Here is an 18,188-nt window from a genome sequence, read left to right on the forward strand (position 1 = left end):
AAAGCCGGGGCAGCGGTTAGGCTAAGTGAGGTTGCCGGGCCCTGCCGCGTTTGGGCGGCACCGAGGATCTCGCTTGGATCCGGACATTCGCTCCTCAACGAAAGCCACGCTTCAGTGACCGACGCCTTGACCGACTCAGCCTTGCTGGCCCTTCGTGGCCGGGAAACTGAACTGTTCAGCGCCGTCTACCAGGCCTTCGCGGGCCAGGTTCTCGGATACCTGACGGCAAAGGGTGTTTCGGATCCGGAAGCGGTCACTCAGGATGTGTTTCTTGCCGTCCTGCCGCGCGTCGAGACGATCACGGGCGGCGTCGCCGGTCTGCGGACCTTCGTATTTTCGGTGGCCCACGCCCGGATGGTTGACGATCACCGCCGGCAAAGCCGGGCGCCGGAGCAGCATGAGTTTGAACCTGAGCGTGACACGCGCCAGTCGGATTCGGCGGAAGCCGAAGCGATGGACCGTGTGGCGCCCGGCGAAGTCATGGCCCTACTCGATCTCCTTCGGGAAGATCAGCGGGAAGTCCTGACGCTTCGTATTGTTGCCGGTCTGACAGTGGACCAGGTAGCCGAAATCATGGGGAAGAGCCAAGGCGCTGTGAAGCAACTGCAGCGCCGGGCGTTGAATGCACTCCGCGAGCACTCGGTAGTAAAGGAATACGTGGCCCCATGATGCGTTGGGATTGCAAGGACGTTGATCGCGACGCGATCATCCTCGAGCTCATGCTCGAGGCCGGCATCACGGATGCCCCCGAACTTACTGATTCGTTGACAGCGCTGGAATCGTTCGCCGCCATGCCCGCCCCCGTTCCGGGCCCCGCACTCGCGGCGATGCTGGCGAGTGGCTCGGCAAGCAATGTTCCCCTCGATGAGCTCGGCAAACGGCGCCAGTTGCGCAAGCACCGCCCGATCGTCGTTGGTGCCGCCGTCCTGACCGCCATGGGCCTGGGTGTTGGTGGTGTCGCTGCGGCGAGCGGCGGATTCAGCAAGGGAACGCCGGAATTCATGCAGACGCTGGTCTCCGGCTGGGCGCCCGCTTGGACCACAGCTCCGCCGTCGCTGGTTCCTCCAGCGCCCGCACAGGACTCCCCGAAGGTCGCGACGCACCCTGCTCCCGTCGACCTGCCGCCGTCGGCGCCTCCAGTTGCGGTCCCCCCGGCGGAGCCGGTGGCGCCTGTTCCGGCTGGCACCGCCGAGGCGGTTCCCGAGAAGGCAGCGCCGGTGGCGGGTCGGGATGGGGCGAGCCAGCCTGCGCCAGAGCAGTCCGAAGCGCCGAAGGAAACGCGCACCGAGCCGAAGACCCATTCGCAGGGAAACGGGCCGCAGCCCAAAACTGCCATCCCATCCGCACCCTCTGTGAAGGACCTCCGAAACGGGGTGGAGAAAGCAGCCGGAAGCGCCGAGGAGGACTTGACCCCGAAGGCTGGCGGGCAGTCGTTGCGCTGGCTCCTGAGACTGCTCTCCCGTTAGCAGGCTGATACGGCTTTCCCGCTAGTAGGCTGAAGCTATGACACACGTCAACGATCCGGCGGTCATTGACCGGCTGATGCGAACAAAGGGCCGCTGGGCCATCGTAGGACTCAGCACGAATGAGTGGCGCTCGGCGTTTGAAGTAGCTCTCTACATTCGTGACACCATGGGCATGGAGATCATTCCGATCAACCAAAAAGGCGAAGACGTCCACGGCGAAACCGGTTACAAGTTCCTTGCGGACGTGCCCTTCGAGAAACAGCCGATCGACGTCGTCGACTGCTTTGTGAACTCCTCGCGCGTCGGCGCCGTGGTGGACGAAGCGATTGCCGTCGGCGCGAAAGCCGTGTGGCTCCAGCTCGGGGTAATTGACGAGGACGCAGCGGAGCGGGCCAAGGCTGCCGGCCTGGACGTAGTCATGAACGCTTGTCCGGCACAGGTAGGCTGGCGGAGCGGCATCTAGTGTCATTTCCCGTTAACCGGCCGCTGGTATCGTCCGAGGGCATTTATCTCCTCGAGACCAGGGATTCCCGTGTGTGACGACCACCCCTCCACAGTCAGCCGACGCGCCGCGCTCGGCTTGCTTGGGACATCCCTAGCGGCCGGGTTGGGGGCATGCACTGTCCCGGGAAACCCGTCCGCAGAAAGCCCGACGGCGGCCCCCCGCACGGAGGGTGCCTCGCCGTCGGCGTCCGCTAGCGCCACGATGAGTTCCACGCCAAGCCCCACGGCTTCCGCGCCGGCCAAGAAGCACTTCGACCCCGACTTCACGCTGCCGCCAATCCAAGGCGGGCTGGCTCCCGTGATCACCAAAATCCCCACCAAACAACCCGTGGTGTTCCTCACGATCGACGACGGCCAGGTCAAGTCCCCCGAAAGCGTGCGGCTGCTCTCGGAGACCGGCTACCCGGCCACGCTCTTCCTGACGAGCAACACAGTGCGCGACAACCCTGCCTTCTTCAAGGCATTCATGGCGCAGGGCAGCCTGGTTGAAAACCATACGGTCAGCCACAACGTCAACATGACCACCCAATGGAGTTACCAGCGGCAGCTTGACGACATCGTGGGCATGCAGGACTTCGCCCTCCAGCAGTACGGACGCAAGCCCACCCTGTTCAGGCCTCCCGGAGGGGCCTATTCGACCGCCATGCGGCAAGCCGTGGCAGCCGCCGGCTTGAAGGCGATCATTACGTGGGAGGCCAAGGCCAACGCCGGTCGCATGGATTACCAATACGGCAACTCCCTCCGGCCCGGCGACATCGTCCTGATGCACTTCCGCCCCGAATTCGCGGCGGACTTCGAGGCATTCCGCTCGGCGCAAGTGGCTGCCGGCTTGGAAGTGGTGCTCCTTGAGGAGTTTCTGGGCGTTGTGTGATGCCCGCGTTGCTCACCGTCTTGCGGCGCATTCATCAGGGTACGCGATGGTGAATTCGCCGCAGGAGGGTGAATACTGCGGGTCGGGCCTCCGCTAGTCTCGGATCATGGATGCTTCGACGCTTCGCGACATTTGCTTGAGTTTCCCGGGTACCTACGAGGATTTCCCCTTCGGTCCGGAAACTTCGGTCTTCAAAGTGCGTTCGGCGATTTCCGGCGGATCCAAGCAGGAAGGCAAGATGTTCGCGGCATCTGCCTTGGACGACCACAACCTGGCAGTAAGCCTCAAGTGCGATCCCGCCTTGGCCGTGCAGCTTCGCTCGGCCCACCCGGAAATCACAGGCGCCTGGCACATGAACAAGACGCACTGGAATGGCGTGCGCCTGGATGGCGCCCTCCCTGACTCGATGGTCCGGGATATGGTGGAGGACTCCTATGACCTGGTGGTTTCCTCGTTGAGCCGCAAGCAGCAGGAGCAACTGGGCTGGTCCCGGCTCGCGAAGGACTGACACCCGGGCTCCTGCAGCTTCGGCTAGATTGTGAGTGGACCGCACCTTCCGTCCCCTCGAATCACCCAGGAGAAGCCAGATGCTGGAACAAAAGACCCTCGATGAACTGTGGAATTTTGACGACCCCGCGTTGTCGGAAGCCCGATTCCGCGAAGCCATGACGGATCCTGCTTACGACGACTTTGAACGGGCGGAGCTCGCCACCCAACTGGGCCGGGCGATCGGCATGCAGGGCCGCTTCGAGGAGGCGGACGCCCTCCTGGACGGGATCGACGCCGCAGAGGAGCCCACCATTGCTGTGCGGGTCCTCCTGGAACGCGGCCGCCTGCTCAACTCCGCCGGCCACCCAGCCATGGCCGTTCCGCTTTTTGAGCAGGCTGCCGAGATGGGAGACCTCCTGGGCGAAGATTTCCTGGCCGTGGATGCCCTCCACATGCTGGCCATCGCGGACTCCGGCCACCAGGAATCCTGGACGCGCAGCGCGCTTGAGTACGCCTCCGCCGTCGACGATCCGCGCACCAAACGGTGGATGGTTTCCCTGCACAACAACCTGGGTTGGGCGATGTACGACGACGGCCGCCGCACCGAGGCGATGGTGGAGTTCCAGCTCGCTGAGCAATGGGCCGAGCGCGTGGGAACCGAGCAACAGCAGCAATGGGCGCGCGAGGCTATCGCTCAGTGTGCAAAATCCCTGAATTTACAGGGCTAAGACCCCGAAACTACTGCTCTGGACGGCGGAATCGTCAGATCACGTTTTGACAAAAGTTGATTGAAACTGCCCTCAAATATTGCTTTTCAATCACTCGTGGTGAAGTATGTCACACGAAGGGTGCGTCGCAGCGGCGGTGCCCGGACCGATCGACTGCCGGCCAATAAGCCGCCCGGGATCGGCATAACGAGTCTCTGGAGGGTTTTAGGATGAACGTTCAGCAGCAGCCCCTTGCACGCCGCGGTTTCCTCCGCGGCGCGCTCGCCGCGGCCGTGCTTGTGCCGTTGGCCGGCTCAATGGCCTCCTGCGCGGGCGGTGGCGGCGGAGGAACCACGGGCCCCACGGGCACCGTTTCAGATACCAATCCTTTTGGTATGGCAGACAAATCCACCGTTGACGCCGTGATCTTCAAGGGCGGCTACGGGATCGACTACGTTGAGTTCGCGGGCAAGGCCTTCGAGAACGCACACTCAGGTTCCACCGCCAAGATTTCCCCCTCCACGGACATCGCGCAGGAACTCCAGCCGCGATTCGTCGGAGGAAACCCGCCGGACCTGATCGACAACTCCGGTGCCAAGGCAATCGGCTTCAGCACCATCCTGGCCCAACTTGAAGACCTGACCAGCGTGGTCAACGCCAAGAACCTCGAGGGCAAGGTAATCAAGGACACCCTCTACGGCGGGGTCCTCGCCCCGGGTACTTTTGACGGAAAGCTGGCGGCGTTGAACTACGTCCTGACCGTCTATGCGATGTGGTATTCCGATGCCCTGCTCAAGGAGAACGGCTGGTCCGTTCCCAAGACCTGGGACGAAATGTACGCACTCGGCGAGCAGGCCAAGGCCAAGGGCAAATATTTGTTTGTGTGGGGCAAGGAAGCCGCCACGTACTACCAGGAAATGGCGATTGCTTCCGCCATCAAGGAAGGCGGCCACGATGTCCGCCTCGGCCTTGAAAACCTGAAGCCGGACTGCTGGTCCCACCCTGCGCTCCAGAGCGTCTTCACCGCTATGGCAAAAATCATCAAGGCAGGCTACTTCAAGCCCGGCGGCTCGGGCACACAGTTCACGGCGGCACAGGCGCAGTGGAGCAACGCCCAGGAAGCGGTGTTCTACCCGTCCGGTTCATGGATCGAAAACGAGATGAAGGACCAGACGAAGGCCGGCTTCAAGATGACCGGTGCTCCCGTCCCTTCAGTGACCACCAGCTCCAAACTCCCGTACTCTGCCCTGCACAGTGCAGCGGGCGAGCCGTTCGTTGTTCCTTCGCAGGGCAAGAACGTTCCCGGCGGCAAGGAATTGCTCCGCGTCATGCTCTCCAAGGACGCTGCCACCAACTTCGCCAAGACCAAACTGGCGCCCACCATCGTCAAGGACACCGTTCCCTCCGATGGATTCGGCTCAACGGCACTGGTCTCCCAAACCAAGCTGCTCAGCGACGCAGGCGACAACATCTACACCTGGAACTTCATTGACCTCTACGGCACCAACAAGGACCAGCTGGTCGTCTGGAACACGTTCCTCGATGGAAAGTCCGACGTCGCCACACTGACGTCGGACCTGCAGAAGATCACCGACAAGGTCCGTAACGACAGCTCGGTCAAGAAGATTGAAGTGAAGTGACTTCAGTGAAAGGAAAGTCACTCCGGGTCGACGGCGGCGCCTCCGCCGTCGTCGCTCCGGAAGCAGCACCACCGGTCTACAAGAGGCGGCGCAAGCCGCTGACATTCGACAAGATCAGTTTCTTCGTGGTTTTCCTAGGCCTGCCCTTGGCGATCTACATCGTGTTCGTGATCTCACCGTTTGTCCAGGCGTTCGGCTACTCCCTGACCGACTGGAGCGGATTCTCGCCAAAGCAAAACTTCATCGGACTTGAGAACTACCGGCGGCTCTTCACGGATGACATCTTCATGAAAGCCATGGGGAACAACATCCTGTTGGTCATCGTCCTGCCCATCGTCACGATCGTCCTGAGCCTCGTACTGGCAACATTGGTGACCGTTGGCGGCAGCAGCAGGGGCCAGACCAAGGGACTGCGCAATTCCAGCTTCTACCGGGTAGTCTCGTTCTTCCCCTACACGATTCCGGCGATTGCAATCGGCATCATGTGGGGCCAGATCTACGATCCTTCCGGGGGGCTCCTGAACGGCATCCTCACGTCCCTCGGCATGGAACAGTTCAAGTCCTTTGCGTGGCTCGGGGATAAGAACACCGCCATGATTGCCACGATGTTCGTCATCGTGTGGGGCTTCATCGGCTTCTACATGGTGTTGTTCGTGGCGGGCATCAAGGGCATCCCGGCAGAACTGTTCGAAGCGGCGAGGATCGACGGCGCGGGACGCTTCCGCACTGCCGTATCGATCACCATCCCCTTGATCCGCGACAACATCCAGACCGCCTACATCTACATGGGCATCCTGGCGCTGGACGCCTTCGTCTACATGGCTGCCCTGAACTCCGGCGGCGGTCCGGACAACTCAACCTTGGTGATGTCCCAGCAGCTCTTCTTCACCGCCTTTACCAAGGGCCAGTTCGGCCTGGCCAGCGCCATGGGCGTGGTCCTTGCCATAGCAACCCTGATCTTCTCCGGCCTCGTGTTCCTGGTCAACAGGCTCACGGGTGGGGACAAGGATGTGTCCCTCTGATGACTACCCAAACAGCAAGCCGGGAAATGAAGTCGCTGCACTTTAACGAGCGCAAACCTGCCATGACGCCCGCGGACAAGGTGGTCGGCGCCGTTTCCCACACGGCCCTGACCATCTGGTCGCTCATCGTGATCCTGCCGTTGTTGTGGACTTTCATGTCCTCCTTCAAGACCTCCAGCGAGATCTTCGCCTCGCCGTTCGCGTTGCCCTCCCAGTGGCGGTTCGACAATTACGTCAAGGCCTGGACCGAGGCAGGGATCGGAAGCTACTTCCTCAACTCCGTGATTGTGGTCGGCTCCGCGTTGGTGATCGTCATGGTTCTGGGCGCAATGTGCGCCTACGTCCTGGCGCGCTATGTCTTCTTCGGCAGCAAGGCGATCTACTACCTCATGCTGGCCGGGCTCACGTTCCCGATCTTCCTCGCCATGGTGCCGCTGTTCTTCATCATGCGGAACATCGGTCTCTTGAACACCCTGCCGGGTCTGACCTTGGTTTACGTCGGCTTCGCCCTTCCGTTCACAGTCTTCTTCCTGTTCTCCTTCTTCAAGTCGCTCCCGCACGAAATCACGGAAGCGGCTGCCTTGGACGGAGCAGGCGAGTGGCGGACGTTCTTCCAAGTCATGCTCCCGATGGCCAAGCCGGGACTCGCCTCGGTGGCCATCTTCAACTTCCTGGGCCTGTGGAACCAATTCCTGATTCCGGTGGCCATCAACGCGGCCGGGCCGCGCGTGCTATCCCAAGGACTGGCCGCTTTCGCGGGCCAAATGGGTTACGCGGTGGACTTCGGCGCCTTGTTCGCGGCGGTCACCGTCACGGTGGTTCCGGTGCTGATCGTTTATGTCATCTTCCAGCGCCAGCTGCAGGGTTCGGTGTCGCAAGGCACGTCGAAATAGCACAGCCGGACTAAATAAGCGCCCGACGGCGGTCCCCACCTATGGTGCGGCCGCCGTCAGAGCCGCTGGTAACGGGAACGGACCAACGAGTAAACCCCGTAGGCCATGAGTCCCACACTCACGAACCCGAGCACTAACCCGCCGAAGGGCTGTTTCAGGAAGGCCTTGAGCGCCGCGTCGAGCCCGCCTTGTTGGGAGGGGTCGTGCGCGGCCGTCGCGATCAGGATGAGCAGGCCGACGGCGCCGAGGGCCACCCCTTTGGCGCAATAGCCCACCACGCCAAACACCGTAAACGCATCTCCCAGTACTCCTGGCGGTTTACCCGTCAGGTTCTTTTCGTACTTGCGTGTGATCCCCAGGAAAATGTAGGTGCCGGCGGCCGCCAGCAGCGCTACCCCGATGACCACCAAGAAGACAGTGCCCGGAGCACTGGACATGAGGTCTGCACTGGCCGAGCGGGATTTCTCGCTGCTGTTGCTCGGACGGCTGAGCGCAAAGCTGCCAAAGGTCACCGCGACCACCGCGAAGACTACGGCCAGCCCGGCTGCCTTGAGCCGATTCAGCCAAGGTTTCGAGCTGCCCCCGCTCCACCCCATCACGGCATTAGTGGCCATGTAGAGCGCGAGGGCACCGGAGGCTATCAGCCCCGCCCACAAGAGGACCACGCCGCCTGGCGTCGCAGCCAACTGGGCCACGGCACCGCTTTCGTCGGCCTGGCCGCCGGACGCACCCAGCGCGACCTCCAGAGCGATACTCCCGATCAGGATGTGTATCAGTCCCAAGGCCACGAAGCCGGACCGGGCCACGACCCGGACCGTGCGTGATTCTTTGGCCTCGTCAACTGCGTTCCCCACTGAATCGGCGCTTTGGGAAACTGCACTGCGTGCCTTGTTCGTTTTCTCTTCTGCGCCCATGGAGCTCCTTCGGTCTGTCCCCATCTTGCCACCGGCTGCCCCGAAGCGGGAGGTCGGGCGACCACTGGATACGATGGGCGCATGTGGATCGCGTGGATCGAGTTCGATATCCTCCTCGGCGAGGTGCACAGCCTGAAGGAGAAACGATCCCTCGTGCGCCCGCTGATCGCCGAGTTGAAACGGCGCTACGAGGTCTCGGCCGCGGAGACGGGGTACCTGGACCAGCATCGCCGTGTGCTCATCGGCGCGGGCGCTGTGGCCGCAGACCGGGCGCACCTCGTGGAGGTGCTCGACGCCGTCGAACGCTTCGTTGCCGCACGCCCGGAACTGGAACTGCTCAGCGCCAGGCGCCGCGACCTCCACAGCGAAGACTGACTCTTTTTTGCATCGATTGCTGAGCAACGGTCGTTTTGAGCGCCCAAAACGACCGTTCTGGAGCAATCGATGGAGGCTGTGGATAACTTCTGCAGGGGTGGGCCCTTTTCTGTTCTGATTGGGCAATGAAAACCCCGCGTCGCCTCCCTTTGAGCCTCCAGGCTCGGCCGTTCACTATCTCCGAGGCGGTCCGAGAGGGTGTCAGCCCTGGGCGTCTGCGGCACGGTTCCCTGAACAGGCTTGGTAAGGGGATCCGTTCGGAGAGCCCGACGGCGGAACTCCCCTTGTATGTCCGCGTGCGCCCATTCGTCGAGGTCAATGAGCGATGCGCCGCCTCTCATCACACCGCGGCAGAGCTTCTTGACCTGCCGCGACGCCGCCAGAAGGAGTCAACCCAGATGTTCCACATGATCAGACCGGAGGGCGCTGCCCACCTTAACCGTCCTCACGTCGTCGTCCATCGCATGAAGCTCTATGCGGACGAGGTCACGACGGTTGATGGCGTTCTTGTCACCACCGTGGAGCGCACTTGGCTGGACATGGCCGAGATGCTGACCGTGGACGAGTTGGTGGTGATGTGGGACAGCTGTGTGCGGATGCCACGGGTTGAATTCGAAGGGCGACACGAGCCGCTGTGCACTGTCGCGGATCTTCAGCGGATGATTGATCGCCACAAAGGCAAGCGAGGCCTGCGCAAAGCCAAGGAAGCGATCCGGCTGATCCGCATGGGCTCCGATTCGCCACAGGAGTCATTGCTCCGGCTTGCCATTGTCAGGGCAGGTCTGCCGGAGCCCGAACTCAACGTGCCAGTTGAAGCCCGGGACGGCGGGAGGTTCCTGCAGCCTGACTTGTCGTACAAAAGGTACAGGATCGGCATCGAGTACGAAGGCGAGAACCACGGCAACGAAGCACAGGTGGTGCGGGACATCAGCCGCTCGGAACGGTATGAGGCTTTGGGCTGGACGGAGGTCCGGATCTCAAAGCGCCACATGGTGAACGATGCCAAGCCAGCCGTGGCGAAGATCCGGACCGCACTGATCCAAGCCGGTTGGCGTCCTTCCCGCTCTTAAGAACGATTGCTCCGTAACTGTCGTTCTGAAGGTTCAAAACGACAGTTACGGAGCAATCGACAGTGGATTAGCCGAAGTACTTCGGCAGGGTGCCTTCGTGGGCTTCGCTGAGCGCGTCCAGGGACAGGGTGTCCACGCCGTTGATCTCCAGCTGGCCGCCGGCAGCGTCAACGACGCCGATCCGGAGGTGGGCGAAGCCGCGGGCGGTGCACATGTCCTTGAAGCGGATTTCCTCGGACCGGGGAACGGAGACGATGGCCCGGCCCTGGGACTCGGAGAACAAGGCGGTGAACAGGTCCACGCCGTCGCGTTCCATGAGTTCGTCGAGCGCAATCCGGGCGCCGACGCCGTAGCGGAGTGCGGACTCCACCAGGGCCGCGGCGAGGCCGCCCTCGGAGAGGTCGTGCGCGGCGTCGATCATGCCATCACGGGAAGCGTTGACGAGGATCTCGCCGAGCTGCCGCTCGATGGAGAGGTCAACCTTCGGAGGCAGGCCGCCGAGGTGTCCGCGCAGGTTGGACCATTCCGAACCGTCCAGCTCAGCTGCCGTGGTGCCCAGCAGGTAGATAGCCTGGCCGTCTTCCTTCCAGCCCGACGGCGTGCGGCGCGCGACGTCGTCGAGCTTGCCCAGCACTGCGACCACGGGGGACGGGTGGATGGGCACGGTACCGGTCTGGTTGTACAGCGAAACGTTGCCGCCGGTGACGGGGACGCCGAGCTCCATGCACGCGTCGGACAGGCCCCGGATCGCCTCGGCCAGCTGCCACATGACCTCCGGATCCTCGGGGGAGCCGAAGTTCAGGCAGTCGCTCACGGCCATCGGCACGGCGCCGGACGTGGCGACGTTGCGGTAGGCCTCGGCCAATGCCAGCTGCGCGCCGTGGTACGGATCGAGGTAGGTGTAGCGGCCGTTGGCGTCGGTGGCCAGGGCCACGCCGAGGCCGGTTTCCTCGTCAACGCGGACCACTCCGGCGTCGTCCGGGAACGCCATGGCGGTGTTGCCGCCGACGTAGCGGTCGTACTGGTTGGTGATCCAGGCCTTGCTGCACATGTTCGGCGAAGCAATGAGTTCGGTGATCGCTGCGGCAAGTTCCCCGGAAGTGGCGGGACGGCCGGCGTCCTGCACGGAACCCGTGAAGGTGTCGGCCTGCACTGAGTCCTGCCAGGACGGACGCGCGAACGGACGGTCGTAGACCGGGCCGTCATGGGCAACCGTGCGCGGGTCGACGTCGACAATGACTTCGCCTTCCCAGGTGATGATCAGGCGGCCTGTGTCGGTCACCTCGCCCAGCCAGGAGTACTCCACGGCCCACTTGTCCATGACGGCTTCGAAAGCAGCCACGTTCTCTGGCGTGACCACGGCCATCATGCGTTCCTGCGACTCGGACATCAGGATTTCGCCCGGGGTCAGCGTGGGGTCGCGGAGCAGCACGGAGGTCAGTTCAACCTGCATGCCGCCATCGCCGTTGGAGGCGAGCTCGGACGTGGCGCAGGAGATGCCGGCGGCGCCGAGGTCCTGGATACCCTCAACCAGCGAACCCTTGAACAGTTCAAGGCAGCACTCGATGAGCACCTTTTCGGCGAAGGGGTCGCCCACCTGGACCGCAGGACGCTTGGAGGGCTTGGTGTCGTCGAAGGACTCGGAGGCCAGCACGGACGCACCGCCGATGCCGTCGCCGCCCGTGCGCGCACCGAACAGGACCACCTTGTTGCCCTTGCCGGAGGCGTTGGCCAGGCGGATGTCCTCGTGGCGCATGACGCCGACGGCAAGCGCGTTGACCAGCGGGTTGCCCTGGTACACGGAATCGAACACCATTTCGCCGCCGATGTTCGGTAGGCCGAGCGAGTTCCCGTAGCCGCCGATGCCGGCAACGGCACCGTGCATGACCCGGGCGGTGTCCGGGTGGTCGATTGCACCGAAACGCAGCGGGTCCATGACGGCCACGGGGCGGGCGCCCATGGAGATGATATCGCGGACAATACCGCCGATGCCGGTCGCGGCACCCTGGTACGGCTCAACGAACGACGGCGAGTTGTGGGACTCGATCTTGAACGTCACGGCCCAGCCGTCGCCCAAGTTGGTCACACCGGCGTTTTCGCCGATGCCCACCAGCATGTCCTTCTTCATTTCCTCGGTCACCTTTTCGCCGAACTGGCGCAGGTGGTTCTTCGAGGACTTGTAGGAGCAGTGCTCGCTCCACATGACGGAGTACATGGCGAGCTCGGCGCCGGTCGGGCGGCGGCCGAGGACCTTGATGATCTCCTCGAACTCGTTCTGCTTCAGGCCGAGTTCGGCCCAAGGGAGCTCGGTATCCGGGGTCTTGGCCGCGTTCTCGACGGTGTCGATGTTGAACTTCTTGCCGACGGTTTCAGCTGAGGTGGTCACTTGGCGCCTCCCACGATCTTGTTCAGGACGGAAGTGAAGAAGCCCAAGCCATCCGTTCCGGCGTTGGACTCCGGGCCGAATCCGGGCTCCACCGCGTGCTCAGGGTGCGGCATGAGGCCTACCACGTTGCCGGCGGCGTTGCTGATGCCGGCGATGTCGCGGCGCGAACCGTTCGGGTTCCAACCGACGTAGCGGAACACGACGCGGCCCTCGGCCTCGAGGGCGTCCAGGGTCTTCTCGTCGGCGATGTACTGGCCGTCCTGGTTTTTCAGCGGAACGGTGATTTCCTCGCCGGCCCGGTAATCCGAGGTCCAGAAGGTCTTGTTGTTCTCCACGCGCAGCACCTGGTCGCGGCACAGGAACTTCAAGTGGTCGTTTTTGATCATGGAGCCGGGGAGCAGGTGCGACTCGGTCAGGATCTGGAAGCCGTTGCAGATACCCAGGACGGGCAGCTTGGCGTCGCTGTTGGCAGCATCGATGATGCGGGACATCAGCGGAGCGAAGCGGGAGATCGCCCCGGCGCGCAGGTAGTCGCCGTAGGAGAAACCGCCCGGGATAACGACGGCGTCCACGTCGCCCAGTTCCGTATCGCCATGCCAGAGAGCGACGGCGGTGCCGCCGGCGAGGCGGACCGCACGGGCGGCGTCGCGGTCGTCAAGGGTGCCGGGGAAGGTGACGACGCCGATTTTGGCGCCGCCCAAATGGGGTTCGACGGCCACGGGGGCTCCGCCGATCAGGGGAAGTTCAGTCATGTCAGGCCTCGACGACCTCGACGTTGACGACGTCTTCGATCACCGGGTTGGACAGCAGGGTCTCGGCGGCTTCGCGGGCCTGCGCGAGGATGGCGTCGGTCACCTCGCCGTCCACGGTCAGTTCGAAGCGCTTGCCTTGGCGGACTGCGCTAAATCCGGTGAAGCCGAGGCGGGGCAGCGCGCCCACGATGGCCTTTCCCTGCGGGTCCAGAATCTCGGGCTTGGGCATGACGTCGACGACGATCCGGGGCATCCGGCAACTCCTGTGCGTGAGCGTTGGTTAAACCTTGGTTAAAGGCTGCCGCGGAGTGGTGCCGTCTCACGCCGGAACTGCCTCCAAACAGTGTTCAGCAACAGTGTTCGGCGGCAGAGTCTTACGGAATAAGATGGGCGCTCCGCGAGCTTGCATGCCCATTCTACCGGCCAGATCGCGACATACCCTATTTGCGGGCGATCGGTGAAGAGGGGGCAACCAGGCACATGGGTACGCGCCGATTCGCGCCCGTAACCCGCCGTCGTCGGGTGTTTTCAGGGCCCCGCCAACGGTTCCGGACACTGCACGACGGCGGCTCTGGCCGGGGGTGGTTTGCGTCACTAGGATTGCGGCATGGCCGAGAACGCTAAGTCGATGGTTTTGCCCGTGGTCCTTGCTGCTGTTTTCGCGGGCCTGGGGAGAGTGGTTTTCCAGCGGATCATGGACGAGCGGGCGGCCCGGGAAAACCGCATTTCCGTCCCGCCGGATGCTTCGGCGAGGGCCAAAATCAGCGATGCGTTGCGCGGGATTCGTTCCTAGGGCGGCCTGTCCGCCGCCAAGCCTCGCGCCGAAATAGGGTACGCACAAATGCGCTAATCGTCCCGGTCAAAGGTGCGCATTCGGGAGTAGTTTTGAATTGCTGTCCCGGAAATTCCCCGTAGAAGCGGATCCAAAACGGATCCAAAACAGGAGGAGCAATGACCGAACACGTCGCCGAAGTATCTGCCTGCAGCGTCGGGAGCTGCGGATTCAACCACCATGGCTGCACCGCCTTCGGGATCACGATTGGCGGAACTACGGACCACGCATCCTGTGCCACCTTCATCGACACCACGCTCATGGGTGGGCTCCCCAAGGTCCTGGCGCACGTTGGTGCATGCCAGCGCTCGGAATGCGTCCACAACAACAACCTCATGTGCGAGGCCCACGATGTCCGGATCGGCCCGGGTGCCGAAGCGGCCGATTGCTTGACGTACCAACACGCCTAAGGTTTTTCGGCCCGCCGTCGCCGTCAATATCTGAATATCCGCGCAACGGGCACGTCCCCTTCCGACGGGGGCGTGCCCGCTGCTGCGTGCGGATGTATTCTGATGCCGAATGACGTGACAAAAAACACCAAATGTGTTCTATGTCATATTTGACTATCGCTCTGTACTCTATGAACCAACTGGGCATTCCCTGATTACAAGAACTGTCAATCGGTGTCCATCCTTAGTTGGTTGATCTTGACATGACCGCCACGATCGCCCGGAAAGGTGCAATCACTCGTGAATTCACAAGGAAAGAGCTTCATTGGAAGCGGGGGGCTTCGAAAGGCTGCGGCGTTCGCCGTCGGACTGCCGGTTCTGCTCTCCTCGGTGGCGCTGACCCCCGCACAAGCGGCGCCCGCATCCGGCTCAACGGTCTTTGGTTCAACGGCCACGGGCATTGCCCGAAATGTCGACCCCAAGTCGTACCAGGATGGCCGCTACGTCGTGGTGCTGGCAGAGAAGCCGGCGGCCACTTACGACGGCGGAACGCCCGGCTATGCGCCTACCAAGCCGCAGGCGGGCAAGAAAGTGGACGTCGGCAAGCCCGAAGTGAAGCAGTACCAGGCCCACTTGCAGCAGAAGCAGCAGGATGTGGCCAAGCAGCAGAACGTGAGCATCAACCGCGACTACACCACGGCCCTGAACGGCTTCAGCGCCACGCTTTCCGCGAACCAGGCCGTCAATCTGGCGAGGAACCCCGACGTTCTCCTCGTGGCCCCGGACACGCAGTCCGCTCCTGACTACTCCACCACCGATTTCCTTAACCTCAGCGGACCCAATGGTGCTTGGAATACCCAGTTCGGTGGCCAGGACCAGGCCGGCAAGGGCACCGTGGTGGGTGTCATCGACACCGGCTACACGCCCACCAGCAAGTTCTTCGCGGGGGACCCCGTCCAGCCGCTGGTCGGAGATCCGCAAGTCGGCGTCCCGTACCGCACGAGTGACGGCAAGATCGCCATGCTGAAGGCCAACGGAGACACCTTCGTAGGCGAGTGCCAGAAGGGCACAGACACCGGTGCCGCCTTTGACGGCACCGCTTGCAACTCCAAGGTCCTCGCTGCCCACTACTTCGCGGATGCCTTCCTGCAGACGGTTCCGCCAGCCGAACGGGCACCGCAGGAACAAATCTCGCCCATCGACATCGTGAGCCACGGTACGCACACTGCCAGCACCGCAGCGGGCAACCCCGGCGTGGAAACCTTCGTGGATGGCCGGAGCTTCGGCAAGACGAGCGGCGTGGCACCAGCTGCCAAGCTTTCCATCTACAAGGTGTGCTGGGAAGACACGAACCCCAATACGGGTGGTTGCTACAGCTCCGCGGCCATCGCCGCCATTGACCAGGCCATTGCCGACGGCGTGGACGTCCTGAACTACTCCATTTCCGGCGCTACGGACACCACCACCGACCCGGTTTCGCTTGCGTTCCTCTCTGCCGCGTCGGCCGGCATCTTTGTGGCCGCGTCCGCCGGTAACTCGGGACCCCAGGCCAGCACCGTCAACCACGGCGCGCCCTGGATGACCACGGTTGCGGCTACCACCTTCTCCCAGGAACTCCAGGGAACGGTCGAATTCTCCGATGGCAGCAAGTTCCGCGGCGCCAGCATCATGAACCACCAAGTGAGCGGGGCCGGCGTCGTGCTGTCCGCAAACGCCGGGTCAGGTACCGGTAACGCTGCACTTTGCGCCCCCGGGTCCCTGGACCCGGCAAAAATCGCCGGCAAGGTAGTGGTGTGTGACCGCGGGGTGGTTGACCGCGTCGCGAAGAGCGCCGAGGTGCTCCGCGGAGGCGGCGTGGGCATGATCCTCGTGAACCTCGCCACTTCCTCGTTGGACACGGACAAGCACGCTGTGCCCACCGTCCACGTGAATCCTCCGGCGTCGCAGGCCATCAAGGCCAAAGTCGCGGCGAACTCTGGGCTTACTGTTTCCCTGGTTGACCATGACACCACCGGGCTTCCGCTCGAGGCCCAGCCGCAGATTGCCGGGTTCTCTTCCCGCGGCCCGCTCCTCGCCACCGACTCGGATCTCCTTAAGCCGGACGTCTCGGCCCCCGGTGTCGCTGTGCTGGCAGGAGTTTCGCCGATTGGCAGCCATGGCGATGAGTACGGTTTCATGTCCGGTACCTCGATGGCGTCCCCGCACATTGCAGGTTTCGGCGCGCTGATCCTGGCGAAGAATCCCGGTTGGTCACCTGCCGCGGTCAAGTCGGCCATGATGACGACGGCGAGTGACGTCAAGCTGGCCGATGGAAGCAAAAACCAGGACGTGTTTGCCACGGGTGCGGGAGAGATGAACCCTGCCAGCGTCCTGGAACCGGGCCTCGTCTACGATGCCGGAACCGAGGACTACCTCAAGTTCATCCAGGGTACCGGCGTCGATCTCGGCAAGCCGGGACTTGGCTCGACCTTGCCGCGCGACATGAACCTTCCCTCGTTCGCCCTGGGCAACCTCGCGGGCAAGATCGAGGTCACCCGCACGGTCACGGCCCTCACCCCGGGACAATACCGGGCCACGGTCAACCTCCCCGGTGTCGACGTCAAGGTCACCCCGTCCGTGCTGAACTTCAATGAAGCCGGCCAGACGAAGACCTTCAAGGTCACCTTCGAAAACAAGACGGCGACCCTGGGGACCTTCGCGATGGGATCGCTGAAATGGGAAGGTGCCGGAAAGTCGGTGGTCTCTCCGATCGCGGTCCGTCCGCAGTCGGTGCTGGCTTCCAAGAACGTCGCCTTCACGTCCCAGCAGGCAAGCGGATCGGGGGACATCAACATCGTCTCCGGGTCCGATTCGCCCACGGCTGTGACCATTGACGGTCTCTCCAAGGCCGATTCCTCGCCGGCTGAGCTTGTTCCCGGTCCCGTGGCCCTGGCGAACAACGCCTCGAACTTCGTCAAGACCGCCACGGTTGCCCCAGGGACGGCATTCGCGAAGTTCTCGGTGATTTCCTCCGACCCAACGGCGGACTTCGATCTGTATGTCCTGTCTCCGTCGGGTCAGCTGTTCACCGCGGCGACACCAAGTGCCAGTGAGTCGCTTTCGCTCAACAACCCGCAGCCGGGAACCTACACCATCATCGCTAACCTGTACGCAAGCCCCAACAACCGGCCCACAAAAGCCAGCGTTGATGCGGCGATCCTGGGTGCGAACCAAGGCAACGCCACTGTCACGCCCAACCCGATCGAGATGAAGAACGGCAAGTCCGGGAAACTCACCTTCGCGTGGAACAACCTGACACCGGGTTCATACATCGGCCGGCTCACGTTTGCCGGCACCAGCTCGCCGACGTTTGTGTCCGTCCTTGTCTCGGCAAGCGGCGCAGTGTCCGTGGTGCCGAACGATGACAAAGAAGGCGAACACGGCAAAGGCAAACTACAGAATGAAGGGGACGACGAGTCAAACAACGCGCAATAGCGCAGCAGTGATCGTCTGACGCAAACGCGAAAAGCGGCCGGTGGGAGATCCCGCCGGCCGCTTCCTTGTCCCCCGGACGCCCGGTCACCTTTGGGGCCCTTTTGGTGCACGCTCGGTCACCTTTGGGGTCTTTTGGGCGGACGCCCGGTCACCGTTGGGGCCCTTTTGGTGCACGCTCGGTCACCGTTGGGGTCTTTTGGGCGGACGCCCGGTCACCGTTGGGGCCCTTTTGGTGCACGCTCGGTCACCGTTGGGGTCTTTTGGGCGGACGCCCGGTCACCGTTGGGGCCCTTTTGGTGCACGCTCGGTCACCTTTGGGGTCTTTTGGGCGGACGCCCGGTCACCTTTGGGTTCTTTTGGGCGGGCGGATTCCAGTGGTGGTTGCAACACGTCCTTTTATGCTG

General features: G+C 63.1%; 18 protein-coding genes. 14 read left to right on the top strand and 4 right to left on the bottom strand.

Features of this window, described 5'->3' with window-relative positions; all coding sequences use genetic code 11:
- The first annotated feature begins 114 nt into the window (after nt 1-114).
- From L0B83_RS11525 to L0B83_RS11565, 9 genes are all read left to right on the top strand, one after another.
- A complete protein-coding gene (locus L0B83_RS11525; protein ID WP_234758589.1) occupies nt 115-669 on the top strand; it encodes an RNA polymerase sigma factor in 555 nt (184 codons plus the stop codon).
- Nucleotides 666-1,466, top strand: coding sequence for a hypothetical protein (locus L0B83_RS11530; protein ID WP_234758590.1), 801 nt, complete (start codon nt 666-668; stop codon nt 1,464-1,466). Before L0B83_RS11525 ends, L0B83_RS11530 begins: the two co-directional genes overlap by 4 nt.
- A gap of 37 nt (nt 1,467-1,503) precedes the next feature.
- Nucleotides 1,504-1,929 (top strand): CoA-binding protein, encoded by a 426-nt coding sequence (locus L0B83_RS11535; protein WP_234758591.1) that lies wholly within the window; start codon nt 1,504-1,506, stop codon nt 1,927-1,929.
- Between the two features lie 243 nt (nt 1,930-2,172).
- Nucleotides 2,173-2,841, top strand: a complete 669-nt coding sequence (locus L0B83_RS11540; protein WP_234758592.1) for a polysaccharide deacetylase family protein — start codon at nt 2,173-2,175, stop codon at nt 2,839-2,841.
- A 106-nt stretch (nt 2,842-2,947) separates the two neighbouring features.
- Nucleotides 2,948-3,349, top strand: coding sequence for an MmcQ/YjbR family DNA-binding protein (locus L0B83_RS11545; protein ID WP_234758593.1), 402 nt, complete (start codon nt 2,948-2,950; stop codon nt 3,347-3,349).
- Nucleotides 3,350-3,428: 79 nt separating this feature from the next.
- Nucleotides 3,429-4,058, top strand: coding sequence for a hypothetical protein (locus tag L0B83_RS11550; RefSeq protein WP_234758594.1), 630 nt, complete (start codon nt 3,429-3,431; stop codon nt 4,056-4,058).
- Between the two features lie 209 nt (nt 4,059-4,267).
- A complete protein-coding gene (gene ngcE / locus L0B83_RS11555) occupies nt 4,268-5,677 on the top strand; it encodes an N-acetylglucosamine/diacetylchitobiose ABC transporter substrate-binding protein (protein ID WP_234758595.1) in 1,410 nt (469 codons plus the stop codon).
- Entirely contained in the window at nt 5,674-6,699 is a 1,026-nt protein-coding gene (locus tag L0B83_RS11560) for a carbohydrate ABC transporter permease (RefSeq protein ID WP_234758596.1), read from the top strand. The genes ngcE and L0B83_RS11560 overlap by 4 nt, the downstream gene beginning before the upstream one ends.
- Nucleotides 6,699-7,592, top strand: a complete 894-nt coding sequence (locus L0B83_RS11565; RefSeq protein WP_234758597.1) for a carbohydrate ABC transporter permease — start codon at nt 6,699-6,701, stop codon at nt 7,590-7,592. Before L0B83_RS11560 ends, L0B83_RS11565 begins: the two co-directional genes overlap by 1 nt.
- Before the next feature lie 56 nt (nt 7,593-7,648).
- On the opposite strand, the gene L0B83_RS11570 is transcribed toward L0B83_RS11565, so the two are convergent.
- Nucleotides 7,649-8,506 carry a DUF1206 domain-containing protein gene (locus L0B83_RS11570; protein WP_234758598.1) on the bottom strand — a complete coding sequence of 286 codons (858 nt, stop codon included), beginning with the start codon at nt 8,504-8,506 and terminating at the stop codon, nt 7,649-7,651.
- An 81-nt stretch (nt 8,507-8,587) separates the two neighbouring features.
- Here L0B83_RS11570 and L0B83_RS11575 point away from each other — a divergent pair, with 81 nt between their 5' ends.
- Together L0B83_RS11575 and L0B83_RS11580 are read left to right on the top strand one after the other, a co-directional pair.
- Nucleotides 8,588-8,881, top strand: a complete 294-nt coding sequence (locus L0B83_RS11575; RefSeq protein WP_234758599.1) for a DUF503 domain-containing protein — start codon at nt 8,588-8,590, stop codon at nt 8,879-8,881.
- Between the two features lie 296 nt (nt 8,882-9,177).
- Entirely contained in the window at nt 9,178-9,951 is a 774-nt protein-coding gene (locus tag L0B83_RS11580) for a type IV toxin-antitoxin system AbiEi family antitoxin (protein WP_504745245.1), read from the top strand.
- Nucleotides 9,952-10,018: 67 nt separating this feature from the next.
- Here the strand turns inward: L0B83_RS11580 and purL are convergent, their stop codons facing one another.
- The 3 genes from purL to purS are packed head-to-tail and all read right to left on the bottom strand — an operon-like array spanning nt 10,019 to nt 13,342.
- A complete protein-coding gene (gene purL, locus L0B83_RS11585) occupies nt 10,019-12,337 on the bottom strand; it encodes a phosphoribosylformylglycinamidine synthase subunit PurL (RefSeq protein ID WP_234758601.1) in 2,319 nt (772 codons plus the stop codon).
- On the bottom strand, nt 12,334-13,089 hold the full coding sequence (gene purQ / locus L0B83_RS11590) for a phosphoribosylformylglycinamidine synthase subunit PurQ (RefSeq protein WP_234758602.1): 756 nt from the start codon (nt 13,087-13,089) through the stop codon (nt 12,334-12,336). The genes purL and purQ overlap by 4 nt, the downstream gene beginning before the upstream one ends.
- 1 nt (nt 13,090) lies before the next feature.
- Nucleotides 13,091-13,342, bottom strand: coding sequence for a phosphoribosylformylglycinamidine synthase subunit PurS (gene purS / locus L0B83_RS11595; RefSeq protein ID WP_074590667.1), 252 nt, complete (start codon nt 13,340-13,342; stop codon nt 13,091-13,093).
- 354 nt (nt 13,343-13,696) lie between these two features.
- Between purS and L0B83_RS11600 the strand changes: the two genes are divergently transcribed.
- The 3 genes from L0B83_RS11600 (at nt 13,697) to L0B83_RS11610 (ending at nt 17,784) form a co-directional block, all read left to right on the top strand.
- Complete coding sequence (locus tag L0B83_RS11600; protein ID WP_234758603.1) at nt 13,697-13,882, top strand: hypothetical protein; 186 nt, start codon at nt 13,697-13,699, stop codon at nt 13,880-13,882.
- 158 nt (nt 13,883-14,040) lie between these two features.
- Nucleotides 14,041-14,331: a DUF1540 domain-containing protein gene (locus tag L0B83_RS11605; protein WP_234758604.1), complete on the top strand. Its 291-nt coding sequence runs from the start codon at nt 14,041-14,043 to the stop codon at nt 14,329-14,331.
- 279 nt (nt 14,332-14,610) lie between these two features.
- Nucleotides 14,611-17,784, top strand: a complete 3,174-nt coding sequence (locus L0B83_RS11610; RefSeq protein WP_234758605.1) for a S8 family serine peptidase — start codon at nt 14,611-14,613, stop codon at nt 17,782-17,784.
- The last annotated feature ends 404 nt before the right edge of the window (nt 17,785-18,188 follow it).

It is taken from the genome of Arthrobacter alkaliphilus, assembly GCF_021483235.1.
GTDB lineage: Bacteria > Actinomycetota > Actinomycetes > Actinomycetales > Micrococcaceae > Arthrobacter > Arthrobacter alkaliphilus.

Bases quoted from the DNA above. Each gene is read 5' to 3' on its own strand.
- L0B83_RS11600 (WP_234758603.1), top strand. From the start codon at position 13,697: ATGGCCGAGAACGCTAAGTCGATGGTTTTGCCCGTGGTCCTTGCTGCT.
- purQ (WP_234758602.1), bottom strand. From the start codon at position 13,089: ATGACTGAACTTCCCCTGATCGGCGGAGCCCCCGTGGCCGTCGAACCC.
- L0B83_RS11605 (WP_234758604.1), top strand. From the start codon at position 14,041: ATGACCGAACACGTCGCCGAAGTATCTGCCTGCAGCGTCGGGAGCTGC.
- L0B83_RS11550 (WP_234758594.1), top strand. From the start codon at position 3,429: ATGCTGGAACAAAAGACCCTCGATGAACTGTGGAATTTTGACGACCCC.
- L0B83_RS11545 (WP_234758593.1), top strand. From the start codon at position 2,948: ATGGATGCTTCGACGCTTCGCGACATTTGCTTGAGTTTCCCGGGTACC.
- L0B83_RS11530 (WP_234758590.1), top strand. From the start codon at position 666: ATGATGCGTTGGGATTGCAAGGACGTTGATCGCGACGCGATCATCCTC.
- L0B83_RS11575 (WP_234758599.1), top strand. From the start codon at position 8,588: ATGTGGATCGCGTGGATCGAGTTCGATATCCTCCTCGGCGAGGTGCAC.
- L0B83_RS11570 (WP_234758598.1), bottom strand. From the start codon at position 8,506: ATGGGCGCAGAAGAGAAAACGAACAAGGCACGCAGTGCAGTTTCCCAA.
- L0B83_RS11540 (WP_234758592.1), top strand. From the start codon at position 2,173: ATGAGTTCCACGCCAAGCCCCACGGCTTCCGCGCCGGCCAAGAAGCAC.
- L0B83_RS11565 (WP_234758597.1), top strand. From the start codon at position 6,699: ATGACTACCCAAACAGCAAGCCGGGAAATGAAGTCGCTGCACTTTAAC.
- L0B83_RS11535 (WP_234758591.1), top strand. From the start codon at position 1,504: ATGACACACGTCAACGATCCGGCGGTCATTGACCGGCTGATGCGAACA.
- ngcE (WP_234758595.1), top strand. From the start codon at position 4,268: ATGAACGTTCAGCAGCAGCCCCTTGCACGCCGCGGTTTCCTCCGCGGC.
- purS (WP_074590667.1), bottom strand. From the start codon at position 13,342: ATGCCCCGGATCGTCGTCGACGTCATGCCCAAGCCCGAGATTCTGGAC.